23 protein-coding genes are annotated in these 17,864 nt (G+C 50.1%); 12 read left to right on the top strand and 11 right to left on the bottom strand.

The window, feature by feature from the left end:
• Positions 1-3 precede the first annotated feature (3 nt).
• Positions 4-1,091, top strand: a protein-coding gene (locus ACW44H_RS20640; RefSeq protein WP_253504891.1) for an IS3 family transposase whose coding sequence is annotated in 2 segments (ribosomal slippage) — positions 4-265 and positions 265-1,091 — 1,089 coding nt in all. Because the reading frame shifts where the segments join, the coding sequence is not laid out codon by codon here.
• Here ACW44H_RS20640 and ACW44H_RS20635 read toward each other — a convergent pair.
• Positions 1,064-1,492 carry a hypothetical protein gene (locus ACW44H_RS20635; RefSeq protein WP_457509112.1) on the bottom strand — a complete coding sequence of 143 codons (429 nt, stop codon included), beginning with the start codon at positions 1,490-1,492 and terminating at the stop codon, positions 1,064-1,066. The two genes, ACW44H_RS20640 and ACW44H_RS20635, sit on opposite strands and share 28 nt — an antisense overlap.
• Before the next feature lie 479 nt (positions 1,493-1,971).
• On the opposite strand from ACW44H_RS20635, the gene ACW44H_RS20630 reads away from it, so the two are divergent.
• The 7 genes from ACW44H_RS20630 (at position 1,972) to ACW44H_RS20600 (ending at position 6,463) form a co-directional block, all read left to right on the top strand.
• Complete coding sequence (locus ACW44H_RS20630) at positions 1,972-2,391, top strand: Abi family protein (RefSeq protein ID WP_052703835.1); 420 nt, start codon at positions 1,972-1,974, stop codon at positions 2,389-2,391.
• Positions 2,388-2,894, top strand: coding sequence for an Abi family protein (locus tag ACW44H_RS20625; RefSeq protein WP_206604591.1), 507 nt, complete (start codon positions 2,388-2,390; stop codon positions 2,892-2,894). The genes ACW44H_RS20630 and ACW44H_RS20625 overlap by 4 nt, the downstream gene beginning before the upstream one ends.
• Positions 2,895-3,168: 274 nt before the next feature.
• Positions 3,169-4,074, top strand: a complete 906-nt coding sequence (locus ACW44H_RS20620; RefSeq protein WP_035561768.1) for a hypothetical protein — start codon at positions 3,169-3,171, stop codon at positions 4,072-4,074.
• A 645-nt stretch (positions 4,075-4,719) separates the two neighbouring features.
• Complete coding sequence (locus ACW44H_RS20615) at positions 4,720-5,064, top strand: hypothetical protein (protein ID WP_035561771.1); 345 nt, start codon at positions 4,720-4,722, stop codon at positions 5,062-5,064.
• Between the two features lie 97 nt (positions 5,065-5,161).
• Complete coding sequence (locus ACW44H_RS20610) at positions 5,162-5,467, top strand: hypothetical protein (RefSeq protein WP_146779553.1); 306 nt, start codon at positions 5,162-5,164, stop codon at positions 5,465-5,467.
• A gap of 128 nt (positions 5,468-5,595) precedes the next feature.
• Positions 5,596-5,904, top strand: a complete 309-nt coding sequence (locus tag ACW44H_RS20605) for a hypothetical protein (RefSeq protein ID WP_035561777.1) — start codon at positions 5,596-5,598, stop codon at positions 5,902-5,904.
• Positions 5,905-6,064: 160 nt separating this feature from the next.
• On the top strand, positions 6,065-6,463 hold the full coding sequence (locus ACW44H_RS20600) for a hypothetical protein (protein ID WP_035561780.1): 399 nt from the start codon (positions 6,065-6,067) through the stop codon (positions 6,461-6,463).
• A 475-nt stretch (positions 6,464-6,938) separates the two neighbouring features.
• Here ACW44H_RS20600 and ACW44H_RS20595 read toward each other — a convergent pair whose 3' ends face one another.
• The 4 genes from ACW44H_RS20595 to ACW44H_RS20580 form a co-directional block, all read right to left on the bottom strand.
• On the bottom strand, positions 6,939-7,844 hold the full coding sequence (locus ACW44H_RS20595) for a cation diffusion facilitator family transporter (protein WP_045812307.1): 906 nt from the start codon (positions 7,842-7,844) through the stop codon (positions 6,939-6,941).
• A 135-nt stretch (positions 7,845-7,979) separates the two neighbouring features.
• On the bottom strand, positions 7,980-8,357 hold the full coding sequence (locus ACW44H_RS20590) for a YkvA family protein (protein WP_035561783.1): 378 nt from the start codon (positions 8,355-8,357) through the stop codon (positions 7,980-7,982).
• A gap of 52 nt (positions 8,358-8,409) precedes the next feature.
• Positions 8,410-8,562 carry a hypothetical protein gene (locus ACW44H_RS20585; RefSeq protein WP_157738124.1) on the bottom strand — a complete coding sequence of 51 codons (153 nt, stop codon included), beginning with the start codon at positions 8,560-8,562 and terminating at the stop codon, positions 8,410-8,412.
• 34 nt (positions 8,563-8,596) lie between these two features.
• Positions 8,597-8,866 carry a metal/formaldehyde-sensitive transcriptional repressor gene (locus ACW44H_RS20580; RefSeq protein WP_035561786.1) on the bottom strand — a complete coding sequence of 90 codons (270 nt, stop codon included), beginning with the start codon at positions 8,864-8,866 and terminating at the stop codon, positions 8,597-8,599.
• Positions 8,867-8,955: 89 nt separating this feature from the next.
• On the opposite strand from ACW44H_RS20580, the gene ACW44H_RS20575 reads away from it, so the two are divergent.
• Together ACW44H_RS20575 and ACW44H_RS20570 are read left to right on the top strand one after the other, a co-directional pair.
• Positions 8,956-9,213, top strand: coding sequence for a hypothetical protein (locus ACW44H_RS20575; protein ID WP_235272584.1), 258 nt, complete (start codon positions 8,956-8,958; stop codon positions 9,211-9,213).
• Entirely contained in the window at positions 9,213-9,374 is a 162-nt protein-coding gene (locus tag ACW44H_RS20570; RefSeq protein WP_243470538.1) for a hypothetical protein, read from the top strand. The genes ACW44H_RS20575 and ACW44H_RS20570 overlap by 1 nt, the downstream gene beginning before the upstream one ends.
• 577 nt (positions 9,375-9,951) lie before the next feature.
• Here ACW44H_RS20570 and ACW44H_RS20565 read toward each other — a convergent pair.
• The 6 genes from ACW44H_RS20565 to ACW44H_RS20540 form a co-directional block, all read right to left on the bottom strand.
• Positions 9,952-10,515, bottom strand: a complete 564-nt coding sequence (locus tag ACW44H_RS20565) for a manganese efflux pump MntP (RefSeq protein ID WP_035561792.1) — start codon at positions 10,513-10,515, stop codon at positions 9,952-9,954.
• Positions 10,516-10,773: 258 nt separating this feature from the next.
• On the bottom strand, positions 10,774-11,142 hold the full coding sequence (locus ACW44H_RS20560) for a hypothetical protein (RefSeq protein ID WP_144408646.1): 369 nt from the start codon (positions 11,140-11,142) through the stop codon (positions 10,774-10,776).
• Between the two features lie 75 nt (positions 11,143-11,217).
• Complete coding sequence (locus ACW44H_RS20555) at positions 11,218-12,885, bottom strand: phosphoethanolamine transferase (protein WP_035561795.1); 1,668 nt, start codon at positions 12,883-12,885, stop codon at positions 11,218-11,220.
• A gap of 24 nt (positions 12,886-12,909) precedes the next feature.
• Complete coding sequence (locus ACW44H_RS20550) at positions 12,910-13,170, bottom strand: hypothetical protein (protein ID WP_457509116.1); 261 nt, start codon at positions 13,168-13,170, stop codon at positions 12,910-12,912.
• 503 nt (positions 13,171-13,673) lie between these two features.
• Complete coding sequence (locus ACW44H_RS20545) at positions 13,674-14,051, bottom strand: diacylglycerol kinase (protein WP_217908915.1); 378 nt, start codon at positions 14,049-14,051, stop codon at positions 13,674-13,676.
• A 74-nt stretch (positions 14,052-14,125) separates the two neighbouring features.
• Positions 14,126-15,250: a glycosyltransferase family 9 protein gene (locus tag ACW44H_RS20540; protein WP_235272582.1), complete on the bottom strand. Its 1,125-nt coding sequence runs from the start codon at positions 15,248-15,250 to the stop codon at positions 14,126-14,128.
• 361 nt (positions 15,251-15,611) lie between these two features.
• Here ACW44H_RS20540 and ACW44H_RS20535 point away from each other — a divergent pair, with 361 nt between their 5' ends.
• Together ACW44H_RS20535 and ACW44H_RS20530 are read left to right on the top strand one after the other, a co-directional pair.
• Positions 15,612-16,274: a response regulator gene (locus tag ACW44H_RS20535; RefSeq protein WP_113270639.1), complete on the top strand. Its 663-nt coding sequence runs from the start codon at positions 15,612-15,614 to the stop codon at positions 16,272-16,274.
• Positions 16,271-17,683 (top strand): ATP-binding protein, encoded by a 1,413-nt coding sequence (locus ACW44H_RS20530; RefSeq protein ID WP_113270638.1) that lies wholly within the window; start codon positions 16,271-16,273, stop codon positions 17,681-17,683. The genes ACW44H_RS20535 and ACW44H_RS20530 overlap by 4 nt, the downstream gene beginning before the upstream one ends.
• Positions 17,684-17,864: the final 181 nt, after the last annotated feature.

The raw sequence follows: 17,864 nt of genomic DNA, 5'->3' as shown, positions 1-17,864 counted from the left end.
TGCATGAAAAAATCACGTTTTTCTGACAGCCAAATACTGTCAATCCTCAAGCAAGCCGAAGGCGGTGCCCCGGTTCCGGAGCTATGTCGTGAGCACGGTATGAGCAGCGCGACCTTCTATAAGTGGCGAGCTAAATTCGGTGGTATGGATGCGTCCATGATGGCACGGCTAAAAGAGCTAGAGGATGAAAACCGACGGCTCAAGAAGATGTATGCCGAGGAACGATTGAAAGCGGATATCCTCAAGGAAGCCATCGAAAAAAAGTGGTGAAGCCGTCTCGTCGCCGTGAGATGGCGCAGAAAGCCGTCATGGAAAAGCACGTCAGCATCCGCCTAGCCTGCTGGATGTTTAGCATCAGTGAAAATTGCTATCGATACCAAGCGAAGCTCCGCGGCGAGAACGATCAAATCGCCGACTGGTTGATCACGCTGACGCATAACCAGAGAAACTGGGGCTTTGGCTTGTGCTTCCTGCACCTACGTAATGTGAAAGGCTTTCGTTGGAACCATAAGCGGGTCTACCGGATTTACCGAGAGTTGGAGCTGAATCTTCGGATCAAACCGAAGAAACGGTTAATCCGCGAGAAGCCTGAACCTTTAGCGGTGCCTGAAACGATTAATGACAGCTGGTCTATGGATTTTATGCATGACCAACTGAGCGACGGTCGTCGCTACCGTCTACTGAATGTGATCGACGACTTTAACCGAGAAGGTCTTGGTATCGAAGTAGACATCTCGTTGCCTACTGAACGAGTTATCCGGGCGCTAGACCAGATCATTGAATGGCGTGGTAAGCCGCACTCTATTCGTTGTGACAACGGGCCAGAATATATCAGTGGTAAGTTATCGGCATGGGCGGAAGGTCAAGGTATTCAGCTGATGTTTATCCAGCCAGGAAAACCCCAGCAGAATGCTTATATAGAACGCTACAATCGAACGGTGCGCTATGACTGGTTAGCCCAATACCTGTTTGAAAGTACCGAAGAGGTTCAGGATTACGCCACTCGTTGGCTCTGGCACTACAATCACGAGCGCCCTAATATGGGGCTTGGAGGGATCACCCCTCAACAGAAACTGGCCGCTGTGGTCTGAACTCTACTTTTGAAACCCTCTGAAAATGGGGGGATTACCATAGTGTTGAGCTTTTCGACTTCACGCTCTTTCTGGTAGAGCCTAATTTCATCTAGCGCCGGGCCTTCTGGCCAGGACTCTTTTCCTTCCATTCGACGTTTTGCCGTGTCAATCAGCTCGCCGAAAGCGCCCAAAGCCCCTGCTGCTGAACGATGCCCGTACTCATCGGCCGCCAAGATTAAATCTTGCTCTTCATAATCGCGCACAGCCACGCGAAAACTAACGCCATCACAATGCAAGACCGCGTAAGGCATGACACTGCTTTCGGCATCAATCCATTCGGCAATACCTCGTATAGTTGCTTCACGGTCAAAAATGCGTCGTGGGTAATCGTCCCAGCCATCGATAGCGTCGAGAATCATGCTTCCCCCTGTGGATGCTTATAAAGTTTACTAAGATAATGTCCAGTCGCTTTTCTATATTCATCTTGGTGTATAGGTAAAGTACTTCCAACCAAACATGTGAAATTCGATGAATTTTATACAGGCTATACGTTGGATTCCGGTGCAACATTCCCCCTATAGCTGCCTTTTACTCCTCAGACAAAACGTACAACTGCAAGTAGGCTAGTCCTGGCCAAGGTTCATCCTGGGCCGAGCACCCATTACGGATAAGAAACAGCTTAGATTGGCATGGGCACAGTAGAAGTCTACTACTGCAAGTGGACTTGTATCAGCCAAGGTTCCCCCTGGGACGGGTACCCATTCAAGATAGGAAACAGTCTAGATTGACACGAGAACAGTAGAAGCCTACTATTTAAGATAAGAATAACCCCCACGCCTCACAGGATTCGTCCTGACTGCGCACCAGGGGGTTAGTTTTTTTAGTGGTAAAAGAATGTATGGGGCCACAACTGCAACCACAACTAAACTTCACAAAACCCGCAAAATCCTCTTACGCCCACCTTCGTCATCTTCGCGCCAAGGGCCTCATCACCAAAGGTCAGCAATCACAAGCACTTAATGTCCTTCAGTTTGTCGGGTATTACCAGCTGCTCATTTATACGCGGCCGCTGCAGGATGATCAAAAACGTTTTTATCCGGGTGTAAGGTTTGACGATATTCTTGCGCTTTACGAGTTCGATCGTAGTCTTCGGCTAGTGCTCCTTGACGCTATTGAACAAGTAGAAGTCGCGTTCAGATCCGCCATAGTTAACGCTATGGCCAATGACAAAGACTGCGGCCCCCACTTCTATCTCAAAACCAAACATTTCAAGGACATGGAAGCGCACCGCAATTTCATGAAGAACGTCTTGGATTGAGACTTACCAACCCCATTAAGCACTATTACCACACTTACCATACGCCGCCTTATCCGCCGATCTGGACAATCTTGGAGGAGTTAAGCATTGGCCAAATGTCGCGGTTGCTTGCCAGTCTTGATCGCGAACATCGGAGGCGAGTGGCTACACAGTTTGGCTACGATGAAAAGGTCATTGTGTCGTGGCTCAAAAGCACAACCATGCTGCGTAATAATTGTGCCCACCATAGCAGGGTCTGGAATAATAATGTCGGCGCTGACAGCCCTCAAAGCGCGAATGCTATCCACTCCGAGTTTCCAGGCAACCCTGATCAAGGATTTTTCTTTTCCCGGACCGTCGCGCTCCAAGCACTTTTGAAAGCGATCGATCCATCAACAACTTGGCAGGATCGCTTCAAGACAGTTATGAGAACATTGCCAGTTGCGACGCTCTCAAAAGCCGGCATCACACCTCAGTCAATAGGGATTCCCTTTCAGTGGGAAACACGACCGTACTGGAACTGAATACAACCCGAAGCTAATTTTCAGAGAGTATCCTGAAACACCTTATTATCCAGGGAAAGGTACGATGTTACGCTGCCTGGGAGTTGCAGAATACGAGGCCTTGGCGAAAGTAGCCGGTCGTTTGCGCCTCACTTGGATCGAAGTCCCTGTTGAAATGGAGGGTAGCTGGGCAAGACTGACTGTCTGAATCGCCAAACTGTTGCCAATCTAAGTGAGTTAGGTGCCACATCCAGCTGATTTAAGTTTAAACAGTAGCTTGTAATAGGCCCTACCAATGATCACTAACATTAATGAGTACGAGGCAGAGACTGCCTTTGAACGTTTTGCTCTTGACCGGTATTTACCTCTGACAGCCCAGACATCTGGAAGCTACATCGATATACGTCCCCTAATTGATGGAGGAAAAAACGTTATACAGAACGGGGCGAGCCACATTCAAGCCAATCGAGAGGACAGCCTACGTGCAGCTTTCTTGCCATTGGCGTTTGGAGCAGCCTGGAAGGTGCTTGATCTTACGATCGAGCTTGCGCTGGCGGAACAAGGTATAAAACCTCAGCGGGAAGCTAAGCTCTGGCCAATTAAGGAAAAGGCTCGTCTCGCAATGAGCGGTACGCTGAATGGCGTGATCCTAACCGAGGAAACCTGCACCTGGGAAGGAATGCTGACTTGTTACGTGTCTACAATAGAGTATCGCCATAGCCTGATTCATCGACAAGCTCAGTTTGTGGAAACCCCCCTCACCTTATCGGGCTATGGTAGAGACGGTATGCCTCTTCCACCGCTAGATGAAGCTACGCTTAGAGCCTTAATCGCGTTATCACAACTCATCGGGGAAGGGATCATCAACAACGGGCTGAATCGTCGTCGTCTCGACAACGTGAATTTTCTATTGAATAGATTATTGTGCTTCGGGGTTAACTCAGTACCGAAAGGCGTCAGGATGAAGCCTATCGAATATTATTGGATGAAACTTCGACGAAACCCTCATGGCCAATGGGTGGCCCCCTTCTCGGTCGTTCGAGAGCAGATGCGATGCAGAAGACAGATAGGACACATTGACGTTCGCATCGACTTACCGGGAGAAAGCGGTCGCCAGCTTGTCGGTCAGTGCGAGGAGCTACCGGACAGGGATGTCACAATCGATTTCAACCAACCCCCAAGCTACCTAGCTTATCAGTAATGCTGCCTAGACAAGATAGATAAAGGAGAAGTGCTGAAATAGACATTTTACTCAGGCGGGCGCCGCTGGGGCCGCGCCATGGTGGGCACTGCGATTACCGATCGCGAGACATTGAAGCGATACCTTCGGGCGCTCACCGCCTGTGAAATTGATTCTACTAACGGCAGCTCGAAATAAGATCATGGCCGCCAAATCCTGCCTATCCAGCCTTCCCTCAACTGAGCGAGATTGTCGGTTGGGGATTATTTTTTCCGATATTAACTTCCCAGATGTCACCCATGTCCCTATCTTATTGGCGAGGCCGTTCATTGAACGGTATGGGAAACGGAAATTGCTAATCACGATGACCTCTAAGGTTGATTGTCAGGTTGTTTCGACAAGGCCCGCGGGCTTTTCGGCTATCACGCAAGGGCGCTTACGTCAGCAGTCCTGATAATAACCTCCTTGAGGAATCCCTGTGGCATTTCGCTCCAGGTAAAGCTGTCTTGCACAGCAAATCTGCAGCTTTCAGCTGATCAGATTCAAGGTTTTTACCTTCAAGCCCCTTCTAGTTCGCTAGTTGGGGCTTTCTCATTCTGTGTCATTGCCATCCCTAACTCCCTATAACCAGCCATTCATGAGCCTGGGGACAATAGGGGGGATCGCATGCAGCAACGTGTTGAGCAGGTGGATCAGGCCGGCGAGACGCTGGTGACACACTATCTGGATAATCCTTTTTCTCGGTCGTCCGTCATTGGCGAGGCTTGTATTCGCCTGTCATGGGATTGCTCCCATCCTAAGTACCCCCAACGCGAAACCCTGTTGCGATATGTCGCTGCCGCACAAGCCCTGGTGATCGATACCCAGCAGCACATCAATCGCCTGGCTTCACGAAAGCGATCTCGCTCCGCGGCCGTCGAGTATGCGATGAGGATTCACCTCGCAGGACGAGTTCGCGAGCAAGCCCTCCATGCCCTAACCAACCGGAATGAGATAACCAATGATCACTAGCATCGAATATACAAGTCGACGTGACATCGAGCGCCGGCAAGCAAGCGCCGATACTGTAGTCCTGTCCATTCGAGGGCTTGACGAGCGTTCAACTCGCTTGGCAAAGGGGGGGGATGATGTTCTCTTAATGCAGTTTGATGATGTCGTTCCCGGTGAAGGCTTCGGCTGCGAAGAACCCATGACGCTCGAGGATGCACAGAGAATTTCTGGGTGGATTCGCCAGTGGTCCAGCGATCGCAGGCCGGTGAAGCTGGTCATTCACTGCACTGCCGGGGTGAGCCGGTCTGCTGCTGTGGCTCTATGGGCTGGCGCCTCACTCAATCGACCTGCCCAGGGAGTCGAAGGTGATGGTAGGGATGCGAATCCGCACGTTCGGTCAATGCTCGACCGGGCGGCTGCGTGAAACGTCCATGTTTTATACTGTAGCCTATCGACTGGTTGCGGCCATCTAGCACTCAAGGCCTCCAAGGGTCACTCTGCGCCCTACCAATGATGAGTCCTGCAACGGGCAGGAATGACTAAGGAGACCGTATGAAAGAGTTCGAGGGCTGCTTCAAGGGTTACATGCTCAACAGCAGTATGGATGGGATGAGCCTCCCAGCAGGGGCCACTGAGCAGATTTATATCGGGTTGTACCATATCGATGGTGGGACAGCCGGGGAGTTCTGCATTCAGTGGGGTAATCACTCCCCTTTATTGCATGTTTATCAGGATGATTGGAAAGCCCTGTACTCTATGCAAGATGTGCTGAATTTACTGGCTGAACTGGATGGCAAAGAGATAACTCCAGAAAAGTTTATTAAGAAACTTAAAGCCTTAGGGTTTCGAGAGAACCTGTAGTTTCATTGAGGCTTAACGAGATTTTATTTCATCCTGAAGGCCCCTCAAGATCGAGGGGCCTTTTTCATTGCGCTGCACAGAGCCTCACCAGTTGTGTCAGTGGAGTCCCTATCTCTTCTTGAGACCTGCAATTCAGCAGGAATGAGAGAGAGGAACGATCATGGAACTTAATAAATTTGACGGCTTTGCAATCTGTGGTGACACCGTTACAGGTACGAATGGCCACTTAACCGTCACACTGATGCTCGACAATGATCCAGTGGTGACCCCGGACTTCTTCGATAGGTACTCAGATTCCGATAAGGAAGCTTTTGCTGAGCATAAGTGGTTCTTCGGTATGCTGTCCGCCAAGGTCGAAGTAAAGATAGGTAGCCAACCCGTGCTTTTGAGCGATGTTGAATTCGCAAGAAGTGGGGTTGAGGTCAATAGGGACGATAATAATGCCCGTCTTAACGCTAGTGCTTTTGAGCTGGCTCAGAATGCACTGGCTCGCGGCATCGAGCTTCTTGAAGGGATCGATACCGCCGCTGATAACATTCCAAAGCTCGAAATGTTCTGATGAGCTTTTCCTAGACCCCTCTCTTTTGAGGGGTCTTTCTCTTCACGCTGAACAAAGCATTTCTCACATCTTTAATTGCTGCTGTGCAACGTTCCCCCTCAGCCTCAGCCGCCAGGCAGGGCTGTTTCTAGGGGCTGACTGTGCAATATCCCCCCCTGCCCAACAACGTCATTAGCAAGGCGCTGGTGTCATTTTCAACAATTGCTGCGACTAAACAATAATTGCTGCGACAATCTCTATGTTGAGTTTATATAGAGCGCGCCCTTGTGACCGTTTCTCTGAAACAATGCAAGCCGCACGTTGGAAAGCACTTGGCGTTGCCAAAAGTGTTGATACGGACGCTCCTGAGCGGCTCAGGAGCAGGACTCCCCAAGGGGGGCGTACATTCCCAGATAGAGATAATGGGTATCAAGTGGCGCTATAGTTATTGATGCTGCTACGTGCAGCCTCGGCGGGACCTTCTGCCGGTTGTCTCCTAATTCACCTTACCAGCCCCACAATAAGGATCGGCATCACAAACATGGCGGATAGCGGCATCTTCGGGTTGTAGGGTGCTGTGCGCAATATCGAAGCGCTCCCGCAATATCGTTTGCAGCTGCGGCAGTATCTCTTCCCATCGCTCCATCGCTTCCACATCGATATGTGCCACTAGAGCCTGGCTGTTTGATGACAGGCTCCAAATATGCATGTCATGGATAGCGCAGACACCGTCGACCCGGACTAGAGCGCAGCCGACTTCATGCGCATCAATTCCTTTTGGCACGCCTTCCATCAAGACATGCGTCACCTCACGCAGTAGCCGAATGGCGGACACCAGTATCAATAGGCTGACGAAAAGAGACAGGATCGGATCCGCAATGGGCGGCCCGTCCAGATAAATGACCGCCCCAGCAACCAGCGCAGCTACCGAGCCCAATAAGTCTCCCATTACGTGCAGAAGCGCTCCGCGGACGTTTATAGTTTGCTCTCCACGCATCAGCACCCAAGCCACTACGATATTCACCAGCAAACCGAGCCCGCCTATCGCCAAAACCATGCCTCCGGCAACGGCGGGTGTATCTGCCATGCGGCGGATCGCCTCGTAAGCGATGAATACGATCACCCCGAACATAAACAGCACGTTAAACAGAGCGCCGAGGATTTCAGCACGCTTGAGTCCAAAGGAGTGCTGACGCGATGCTGGCTTCTTGGCCAGCCAAGCAGCGAAGGCACCAATCCCTAGCGACAATGAATCGGTTAGCATGTGGCCTGCGTCCGACAACAGGGCAAGCGAATCAGCTATCAGGCCACCGAACACTTCGACAGCTGCAAAACCTGTAGTGAAGACCAGTGCGAACAACAAGGTCTTGCCGCCACTATGGCTATGATCGTGGTCTGACATTTATGTCTCCTTCGTTATTAGCCCACGAGACTTCCCGCGAGCCACCCCTACCCTCTATCAGGCCATTGGGTCGACAGGTTTTTTCCGCGCTAATATAAGGCAGGTTGTACCTGCCACATTACGTATTGGATATATTCATAGGAGCATTCTTGCCAAGAAGGTGGCGAAGAAGAACCAGATAGCGATAAACACGCCAGCAGCTATGCGGCTTACCGGGCGTTCAGAGGCTGCGTCAGCGGTTGCTCGGTGCTCGTTCATGACCTCTGGTGGTGTAAGCTTCACCACCAACAATATCCCGAGTGGGACAATGATGATGTCGTCCACGTAGCCGAGTACGGGGATGAAGTCGGGGATCAAGTCGATAGGTGAGACGGCATAGGCTGCGACAATCATTGCCAACACCTCTGCAAACCATGGGGTACGTGGATCGCGAGCGGCAAGCCAGACGGCGTGTACATCCCGTTTGATCGTGCGAGCCCATTGTTTAGCGTTCGAGATTAGTTCTGTTGTCATCAGGGACTTTCTCTACTCAGTACTCGTACCAACAAGAAGCAAGGCCAGTTCCTCAGTGCTGAAACACAGCAAGGAAGCCGGAGCGCATAACTGTAATCGCTTCATGGTAGAAATCACCCCAGGCGTAGGTGATGGTCGTACCGCGCCAGGGCCTTTGATCCTTTTCTTCGAGCGGGTGGCGGCCTTGATCATTGCTCTCATCCATATTGAATATTCTGTGTGCCAGGCTTCTTTCTCTCCTACTTGAGGTAGGACTTGATGACCTGTAGCACCGCGTCCAAATCTTGTTGCCGCTGCTCCAATTCGGGCTCCCTGACGATGTGATCAGTTAGGTGTCCCTCTATTATGGCTGCCATCAGCCCATTGACCGCCCCGCGAATCGCGGCAGTCTGTTGCAGCACGGCAGTGCAATCCCCTTCCTTATCAAGTTGCCTTTCCAGTGCGGCTGCCTGCCCCTGAATGCGTCGAACACGAGTTAGCAGCTTCGCTTTGTCTTTGATCGTGTGCATGTGGTCGTCTCTGTGGAGAAGGAAACAGTACAGGAGGTAGTATAGATACTAGGGGGTAGTATGGCTTGCTTGCAACAGAAGAAAGTTATGTGAATCGTTCATCCCAGCATGCCGCCTGTAACCGACTGCAACACATCGAGGAGGGCCCCGTGCTCCAGGTGCTGGCTCATCGTATCTATCGTCACTCGTTCCTGGCCCAGGTCACCGCCCTCGTCGGCAACGGTTTAACGACGGTCGCCCTAGCGCTGCTGGCCCATGACTTGGTGGCCGGGCAGGCTAAGATGGTGGCCTATGTGGGCATCGCGTCACTGGTCGAAGCCTACGCCTCGCGTCTGCCGCGCTGCTGATGGTGATGAGCTTCGATGTGCTGTTCCTGCTCAATAGTCTGGCCTTCCTGGTCGTCTCGGTGGTCCTGCTGTCGCCCCAAACTGCGGATGACGAAGCGCTAAGTGACTGGCGCAAGGTCTCCCACGGCATGCGAATCTACTTGAAAACGCCCCGGCTGTGAGGGATGCTTGCCCTGAACATAGCGGTTTCGGTCGCCGGGGCCATGCAAATCGTTAACACCGTGGTCTATGTCCGCTCCGGGCCTGGGCGAACAGGCGCTCGCGACCCGTCTCTGGCCGTCACGGGTTCCGGTGGCGCTCTAGCATGACCATGCTCCTGTGGAGCACTCCCATCTGCACTACCATGACGACCATCACCAGCATGAACATGAGGTCTGGGAGGGGTCTGAACCGCATCGCCATCCTCACCATCACCCGAGGGGCAGGCATCGACACATCTTTGTAATCGATTTGTCATCACACGAAATGGACGTCGTGACATGACAAAAAGGCACAAGAAACGTTTGTATGACCATTTTGGCTGACAACATCCTTCACTTACTGTAATACCGCATCCTGGGCACAAAGACGAAAGAGCATGATCTACACTTCAGCTCGAAGCTCCGGTTCCGGTGACCTGCAAGGAAAAGCATCAGTAGTTCGATTCTGCGTTTATGCTACGTGAACAGTCCTCTTTCCCAGAGGGTTGCTACGCATATTGCTTTAACACTGTCTCTGGATGACACAGATCAGGAAAGATCAATTAAAAAAAGCAGTATGTTCGGCTAACACTCCCAGGCCAATACCAATTAAAACGATCCCACCGATCAGCTCAGACCAGTGGCTAACGTATTTGCCAAATTGGTGACCCAATAAGGTGCCAATTGATGCCATGACAGTAGTGGCTAAACCAATAGCTAAGCTGGTAGCGATGATATTGGCATCAATAAAGGCAAGGCTTGCACCAACGGCCATGGCATCAATACTCGTAGCAATAGCCGTTAATATCAATAACCACAGTGTTTGCTTTTCTTGGGCTATTTTGTCTTCTTTGCATAGGCCCGAATACACCATATGTAAACCAATAACCAATAAGATTGAGAACGCAGCCCAGTGATCCCAAGCCTGCACAAAGCGCTGCGATGCTACCCCGGCCAACCAGCCCAGCAAGGGTGTTATGGTCTCGATAGTACCAAATATCAGCCCAATGCTGATGGCGTGCCGAAACGAGGGTTTTTGTAGCTCAGCGCCTTTGCTGATGGAAGCAGCGAAGGCATCTGCCGACATGGAAAAGGCCAAAATCAATATGGTGGCAAATGTCATGACATGGTGTCTCTAGCTGAAAATCCGACGCTCTAAACCAAGTCACCCAAAATTACTGCTATACTTAAGTAAATTCGTCGGGTATTAAAAGGCTCCCAACATTATCATTTCCGGCTAGATAAACAAGTCAAAACGTTAAAAATATAGTTCGTCTTGTATAAGACACTTAGCATAGGCTAGCCATGTTTCCTCAGTCTTTACTTTTAGCCTAGTTGCATTAATAAGTGAATTTTTTTTCAATAGCGTACATTAAGTGTGTTAATCCAATAGATATAAAATTATTAAGGTTCCAACTCCTGCAGCTCCTAATGCGTCGAGCGTATCTATCAAATCATTTTCAACTACTTTCAATACACTGATAGAATAATAACGTCCAAGTAACTGTGACATACCACTTGACGTTACACTTAATATGGCGATGATGATCTCGATTCTTTCTATTCCCGTTAACCACAGCAGAGTCGATAGTAAAGTAATTAAAACAACACTGGCTCTAAAGGAAAGCCATTTAGCAGAATGTATAGAGGTATTGACACCGTCTACCAAGCCCCCTGCTGTTGCCATTTTTTTGGGTAGTAGCCGTCTCCAAAAACCTTGGTTGGAGTCCAATAGATGCGATAAAACCATGTGCATACACCAGGATAGTTGAGCAGAGTGGAGAGCAGCTTGACATGGAATACTTAACGATCACTTAAGCATTCATTAATTGGCGAGGCTCCGGCACGTTTGGCTAATATCTTCTGCCTGCTGATATACGTCCGTTGCTACGCCAAGCAACCCCAGCACGCTGTGAAATAAGTTATCGTGGGAAGCGGCTTGATCAGAGACTTGGCGTAAGCACTCCGTATCGAGTCCTCGCTGCTTTGAAAATGAGTTGGAAAGCCACCAAACCATAGGCACATGGGTCTGTTCATCGGGAGCAATGGCATAGGGAATACCGTGCAAATATAGGCCTTTTTCACCCAGTGATTCACCATGATCAGAGAGATAGATCATCGCAGTTGCGTAGTCATCCTGACGCTTTAACATCTCAATCACCTGATCCAACACAGTGTCGGTATACAGAATGGCATTGTCGTAGCTGTTGGTAATGTCGTCTCTTGAGCACTTGGCTAAATCAGCGGTGGTGCAAGCGGGAACAAAACGTTCGTAGTCATCAGGGTAGCGTTGGTAATAGCTGGGGCCGTGGTTGCCTAGCTGATGCAGCACAACAACCTGATCAGCTGAGGTACCGCTAATTTGCTTGGTCAAGGCTTGAACCAGTGCTTCATCCAAGCATCGCCCATCTTGACACAAAGAGGCATACTCTTCTGGCGATAGCGCTTTTGTCGTCACTCCGTCGCAGACACCTTTACAGCCTGACTGGTTATCAAGCCAGGTGACCTCTAACCCGGCGTGGGCTAATACGTCCAGCAAGGATTCATATTGCTGAGCATACGATTTAGCGTAATCGGCACGCCCTGGTAATGAAAACATGCAGGGTAATGAGACCGCTGTGCTTGTACCGCATGAGGAAACATCTGAAAAATTGATAACGTCAGGCTGCTGGGCAAGTTTGGGTGTGGTTTGGCGTTCATAACCATTTAACCCCCAATTCGCCGCCCGTACCGTTTCGCCCACCACGATGACGAGCAGTGTGGGTTTGTCACCCGCTTGTGAACTGATACTGGCGTCCTCACCCACCGGGGAACGCACCGTATTCGCGGAAGCGTGTTGGCTCGAAAGGGCCTGCGCCATCGAAACAATATAATTACCTGGGGTCACCAAGTAGCGTAGCTCTTTATTGTTGCGCATGAGTGACGACACTTCTTGGTAAGATAAGAAAATTGCTAACAGCAATATAGCAGTGCTGGCAAGGCAATAAGCTAAGCGACGCAACACTGCCTTCTTCCAAGTTGACTGTGTGATTTTAACGCGCCAAATCATGATGGTTGGCAAACAGAAAAAGAGCATTAAATGAATCAGTAATCCGGGTGTAAGAAGCTCCTGTGCCTCGTTAGTATCCGTTTGAAGCACGTTGTCTAACATTGAAGTATCAAAATAGGTGCCGTAATAGCTAGTAAAGTAACTGACGAAAGCGGCAATCAGAAAAAGTAAAGTTAATAATGGCTTTACCAGTGTTCGAAAAGCAATGCTAATAAAGGCTAAATAGTTAAGACAGGTCATCACCAAAAACATAGTGGCAAAGGTTAGCCACGTCTGGACGGCAAGAGGTTCATAGCCAGCAAAGGCTTGTTGCCAAAAAGGGACATTGTAAAAAACACTGAATATGACAACGGCCCATAAGACAAGCTGCTCCGTGCTTAATGTGGGGCGATAATGCCAAGCGGTGCCAACAGCATTTGAAGGCAATGATAGCAAAGTACGCATCGAAAAGATCTCTGAATGAAAAGATTAATGAACGCTGGGGTGTAATAAGAATCTTGAAAGGACAAAGCTTACGGTCCAACAAATCATGACGGTCCAGAGGTCGTGGGAGAGAAAGTGCGCCCCGCGGAACTGTTGAGTGATCCCAAACGTAAGGCCAAGCCCTAAACCCAGAGAAAGCCCTGCCCATCGCCAATGAGGCCGTATGGCGGCAAAAAAGAAGTAGAGGGCTATCCACGTATAGCCTGCGCTGGCATGCCCGGCGGGAAAGCAGGCGGATGCTGGCATGGAGGAAGGCCGTGTATTGAGCAAGCCAATAAAGTCTCGTTCCCCGGGCCAGCGTAGAAAGAAGCGTTGCGGAAAAAAGATAGGTGCTTAGTATCAAAAGGAGGAGTGTGACGAACATCTTGGGTAATCAAGGCATCTTTCCACGTCCAGGCATAAATCCCAAGGGCATTCCATGTTCACAAGTTGTTTAAGCGTTGCGACAAGCAGCGTAGAAAGAAGCGTTGCGGAAAAAAGATATAAAAGCGGCATGCGATACGCTTTAAAACGAGTTACAACGGTGCTTAGTATCAAAAGGAGGAGTGTGACTAAACCCATCGCTAAGCTTAGCCATTTACCGCCTGTGTGAAGAACATCTTGGGTAATCAAGGCATCTTTCCACGTCCAGGCATTACCTTGAAAGCGATATATAACGTCAGTTATCGTAAAATCTATGTTTAAAATACTGAAGACCGACATGACGATTAGAAATAAAAGCCATACGGATGCTACGGATTTGAGAACATTTAGTAGAGCAGCACGCATAGCCACACACCCATCATCATAAAAAGGGTCATCATGACGGCGGCAGCCCCCATGTCTTTAGCACGCCCGCTAAGTTCGTTATGTTCTAGTCCAATACGGTCAATGGTGCATTCGATGGCGGAGTTAATGAGTTCTACTATCACTACAAGGGTGAGTGAAGAAAACAGCAATGCTTTTTCTACGGAAGTGGCATTAACAAAAAATATAAAAGGGTAAAGGACGAGGCATAGCATCACCTCTTGTCTAAATGCAGACTCATTTATCCAGCAAGCTTTTAAACCCGATACTGCATTAATAGAAGCGCGGAAGATGCGTTTGACACCCGTGCCATTAGGTTTTGACGTCGTTGAAATAGGCAAGACAGTACTCTCGATAACGTAACAGTAGGGTCACTGTAAAGCGCAAAACTTAACGAACAGTTATGCGCTTTAATTCAGTAGCTAGAATGCAAAGGGGCAGCGCTGGGTGGTGTTCTAACCCACTGTGTTGGTTGGTTTGTTGCCGAGGCCAGTTGAACGGGAGCGGTTGCGTTTTGTCCGTCAAGATTAGCGCTGATAGCGTCTATTACCGTGCTGATCTCTGGGCGCCACAGAATAGTGTCATAGGCTTCTCGTGGTACGAAGGCGAGTGATTTTTTCTGGCGTACTAGGGAAATGGTGGCGACATCGAGTGCTGCCGCTAAGTGCATAGGCCCTGAGTCTGGTGTCACGAGTAACCGCGCTCGCCCTAGAACAGCGGCAAAGTGACGAATAGGAAGCGGCGGGCATAAGCTACCATACAGTGATGACATCAAGCGCTGCTCAATAGGGGCTAGAAGCCTAAACTCCTCCGGTCCAAGGAAAACGACATAACGTATTTTGCAGGCTTCCATGGCATCGATGAGCATTAGCCAAAATGCCAACGGCCAACGTTTGTTTTGATGCCCGCCTACGAAGATCGCAATAAAGTCTGTATCTGATGAGTGGTCGCTATGCAGACTGAATAGCTGTCGTATCTTCGTCATGGCTTGATAGCCTTCCTGATCCGTTAGCTGGAGCAGTGGCCGATTATGGCAAGCAACGCCGAGCGGGCGTGTCAAATTGACGATGGCATCATAGGCATGTGATGACTTACCTTCCGCCTCAATGTTGTACCAGCGCTGGTGACCTTTACCTGAACCCATGCTGTACCGTGCTCCTATTAACCGGGTCACGATAAAGCCGCTCGTTGAACCTCCGCTCACTTGTACCGCTAGATCATAGCGTTGTGCCCGTAAGCGTCGTAATAGCGTCACGCACTGCCAGGGACGGAGAATGGCGGTTCTCGACAGTAAATGAAAATGATCAACAGGACGTTGCTGCAACAGTGGCCATGTTTTATCCGTCGCTAAATAATCTATGCGCGCGGAAGGAAAACGTTCACGAAAAGCATCGATGACAGGGGTACTGATTAGCGCGTTGCCCAGACGAAAATTGGGGCGAATAATGAGAATTTTTTCTATGCCCACAAGGTTATTAATGGTTTCTGGTGCAGGCGCTTTGACGATATACCGTATACCTCCGAGTAAAAATCGCTTCATTCTTTTTTCTACAAAACGGGCCATTATTTTTAAATAATAGTTTGTTCTAATCAGTGTTAGTAAGTGCATACTCTGGCGCTCTATTCAGTTAATAGAAAATGACCTGCCCGCGGTAGCGACAGGGCAGATTCAAAATGACCGCCAGTGAAGGCGCTGCTTTGGCTTTGCCCATGGCGAAAGAAGCAGCTTGAGCCTAAGTAACTTAAAGAAGAGTTAAGCTGCGTAAAAGGTTTGCAAAAAAGGGTGGCTGACTTACAGGTTGAATTCAGATGCGTATGCTTTGTGGGGGATACGTTGCCGTATTTAAGAAAAGCTTAAGTTTTAGTGGCGAAGATAGCGGTTTGTAGATTGGGGGAGCAGCATGCGTGCACTGCTAATAGAAGATGATCCCTTGCTTGGGGATGGCATTAAAACGGCGCTGGAACGCGAGGGGTACACGGTCGATTGGTTTATGCTTGGGCGCGAGGCAATCAGTGCTATCGGCAGCGAGACCTTCAGTGTGATTATTTTGGATCTTGGACTGCCCGATATGGACGGTATGCAGGTACTGCAGTTACTCCGTCAGCAATCCACTCTACCTATTCTGATTTTGACGGCCCGAGATGCGATGGAAGACCGTATTGGCGGTTTAGATGCGGGGGCGGATGACTATGTGCTCAAGCCTTTTAATTTGCAGGAGTTACTCGCCCGTTTGCGTGTCGTCATGCGACGCGCTGAGGGGCGCGCTTCGCAGATATTGACACTGGGAGCGCTGAGTATTGATGAGGCGCGTCATGCGGTGAGTTGGCGGGGCAAAGACGTAAAGTTGGGCCGCCGGGAGTATGCTCTATTGTTAGAGCTAGCCAGGCACCCCGACAGAGTGCTGTCTCGTCCCCGTTTGGAAAATTTGCTTTATGGTTGGGGCGAAGAGGTCGAGTCCAATGCGGTGGAGGTTCACATTCATCATCTGCGTAAAAAGCTTGAAAAGCATCTGATCATTAACGTGCGCGGGATTGGCTACCGTTTGGATAGCCAAGCGCGATGATCTCCATACGGCGTTATCTACTCCGTACGCTCGCCATTGCCCTGGTTCTCGCCGGGGGCGTTGCGTTTACCGCTGCCTACTTAATTACCGATCACGAGCTAGAAGAAATTCTCGATACACAGCTCAGTCTGCATAGCCGGATTGTAGCTGGCCAACTCGACCCAAACGCGACCATTGACGACTATGCTCGCCTGGCTTCGCACCTGGGCCTTCCAGAATATCCGGCCCAGCTATATCGCGACGGTATCGCAGTGCCCGTGAACAGCCCTGAATCAAGTCCCAAGCTTTACCACGAGGAAGAGCTTAAATTAGTGCTGGGTTTTTGGAATTCAGATGGCTCACCCAGGTTGTTAGGGGGCAAATGGAATGATGCAGGGCCTTTCCCCGCTCCTTTAGAGGAGGGATTTCGCTGGGAAAGCTACGATGGTCATCGTTGGCGGGTTTTCAGCATGTTCGATATTACCACCGATACCTGGATCAGCATGGGGCTGCGAGGTTCGTTTCATGATGAAGTAGTCGAGCGCATCACCTGGAATAATTTATTGCCGATGCTTTTTTTGCTACCTCTTCTTCTTTGGCTGATGAGCCGTATTATCCGGCGGGGGATTGTCCCTATCCAAGCGCTTTCTAGTCAGGTGCAAGGCCGCTCTGCCCGCGACCTAAGTGAAATCGATAATCCTGTTCCTCAAGAGCTTAATGGATTACGTCAATCGCTAAACGATTTTATCGCCCGGCTGAAAGAAACGTTAGAGCGCGAGCGGCGCTTCACCGCAGATGCGGCCCATGAATTACGCACCCCTTTAGCAGCACTGAGGATTCACCTAGATAACGCGCAGGCGGGAGGAGAGCAATCATTACAAAAGGCTTATATAGGTGTGGAACGGCTTCAGCGGGTGGTAGAACAACTGCTTATTTTGGCTCGATTGGATCAAGTGGCCACAACCTCATCGGCCACTATCGATCTTTATCCTATTATTGCTGAACTGGTAGCTGAGCTGTGGCCACTCGCTGAAGAGCGAGATCAGCACTTGAGGCTAACAGGCTTAACCCGGCTGGAGGTCCGCGCCGACGAAATCGAGGTGGGGATTCTGTTTCGTAACTTATTGGATAACGCCTTGCGCTATACGTCAGAAGGCGGTCAGGTAGAGGTAGAGTTAGCGCTTTGGGAGGGCTTGCCTCAGCTCACGGTGAGAGACACGGGCCCCGGACTCCCCGAGGCACTTTTGGATAAAGTCACTGAGCGCTTTAGGCGCGCGTCTGGCCAGGGCACCACCGGCAGTGGATTGGGTTTATCGATTGTCTCGGAGTTAGTCCAGCGCCAACAAGCCATTCTTACCCTCACCAACCGTGAACCTAGTGGGCTTGAGGTTAGCGTGAGGTGGGAGCGTGTGTATGCCTGTGCATCGTAAGCTCCGACTCGATCACTTCAAGACAAGGGAAAAGACATGTGGCTCACGGAAATGATGGCATCGCTGACGACGTATCTCGAACAACACCAGTGGGTTGCGGTCATTGCGGCTTTCATGCTCGCGGCTTCGGAATCGATCATCGTTATCGGTGCCCTCGTTCCCGGAACCGCCTTGCTAGTTG

The sequence above is a fragment of the Vreelandella sulfidaeris Esulfide1 genome (assembly GCF_054072535.1).
The sequence above is the reverse complement of the archived record's forward strand: the minus strand, read 5'-3'. Positions and strand labels throughout refer to the sequence as shown.

Excerpts from the sequence above, each read along its gene's own strand:
- ACW44H_RS20635 (WP_457509112.1), bottom strand. The coding sequence starts at position 1,492 with ATGATTCTCGACGCTATCGATGGCTGGGACGATTACCCACGACGCATT.
- ACW44H_RS20630 (WP_052703835.1), top strand. The coding sequence starts at position 1,972 with ATGGGGCCACAACTGCAACCACAACTAAACTTCACAAAACCCGCAAAA.
- ACW44H_RS20620 (WP_035561768.1), top strand. The coding sequence starts at position 3,169 with ATGATCACTAACATTAATGAGTACGAGGCAGAGACTGCCTTTGAACGT.
- ACW44H_RS20615 (WP_035561771.1), top strand. The coding sequence starts at position 4,720 with ATGCAGCAACGTGTTGAGCAGGTGGATCAGGCCGGCGAGACGCTGGTG.
- ACW44H_RS20605 (WP_035561777.1), top strand. The coding sequence starts at position 5,596 with ATGAAAGAGTTCGAGGGCTGCTTCAAGGGTTACATGCTCAACAGCAGT.
- ACW44H_RS20600 (WP_035561780.1), top strand. The coding sequence starts at position 6,065 with ATGGAACTTAATAAATTTGACGGCTTTGCAATCTGTGGTGACACCGTT.
- ACW44H_RS20595 (WP_045812307.1), bottom strand. The coding sequence starts at position 7,844 with ATGTCAGACCACGATCATAGCCATAGTGGCGGCAAGACCTTGTTGTTC.
- ACW44H_RS20590 (WP_035561783.1), bottom strand. The coding sequence starts at position 8,357 with ATGACAACAGAACTAATCTCGAACGCTAAACAATGGGCTCGCACGATC.
- ACW44H_RS20585 (WP_157738124.1), bottom strand. The coding sequence starts at position 8,562 with ATGGATGAGAGCAATGATCAAGGCCGCCACCCGCTCGAAGAAAAGGAT.
- ACW44H_RS20580 (WP_035561786.1), bottom strand. The coding sequence starts at position 8,866 with ATGCACACGATCAAAGACAAAGCGAAGCTGCTAACTCGTGTTCGACGC.
- ACW44H_RS20570 (WP_243470538.1), top strand. The coding sequence starts at position 9,213 with ATGGTGATGAGCTTCGATGTGCTGTTCCTGCTCAATAGTCTGGCCTTC.
- ACW44H_RS20565 (WP_035561792.1), bottom strand. The coding sequence starts at position 10,515 with ATGACATTTGCCACCATATTGATTTTGGCCTTTTCCATGTCGGCAGAT.
- ACW44H_RS20560 (WP_144408646.1), bottom strand. The coding sequence starts at position 11,142 with ATGGTTTTATCGCATCTATTGGACTCCAACCAAGGTTTTTGGAGACGG.
- ACW44H_RS20555 (WP_035561795.1), bottom strand. The coding sequence starts at position 12,885 with ATGCGTACTTTGCTATCATTGCCTTCAAATGCTGTTGGCACCGCTTGG.
- ACW44H_RS20550 (WP_457509116.1), bottom strand. The coding sequence starts at position 13,170 with ATGCCAGCATCCGCCTGCTTTCCCGCCGGGCATGCCAGCGCAGGCTAT.
- ACW44H_RS20540 (WP_235272582.1), bottom strand. The coding sequence starts at position 15,250 with ATGAAGCGATTTTTACTCGGAGGTATACGGTATATCGTCAAAGCGCCT.
- ACW44H_RS20535 (WP_113270639.1), top strand. The coding sequence starts at position 15,612 with ATGCGTGCACTGCTAATAGAAGATGATCCCTTGCTTGGGGATGGCATT.
- ACW44H_RS20530 (WP_113270638.1), top strand. The coding sequence starts at position 16,271 with ATGATCTCCATACGGCGTTATCTACTCCGTACGCTCGCCATTGCCCTG.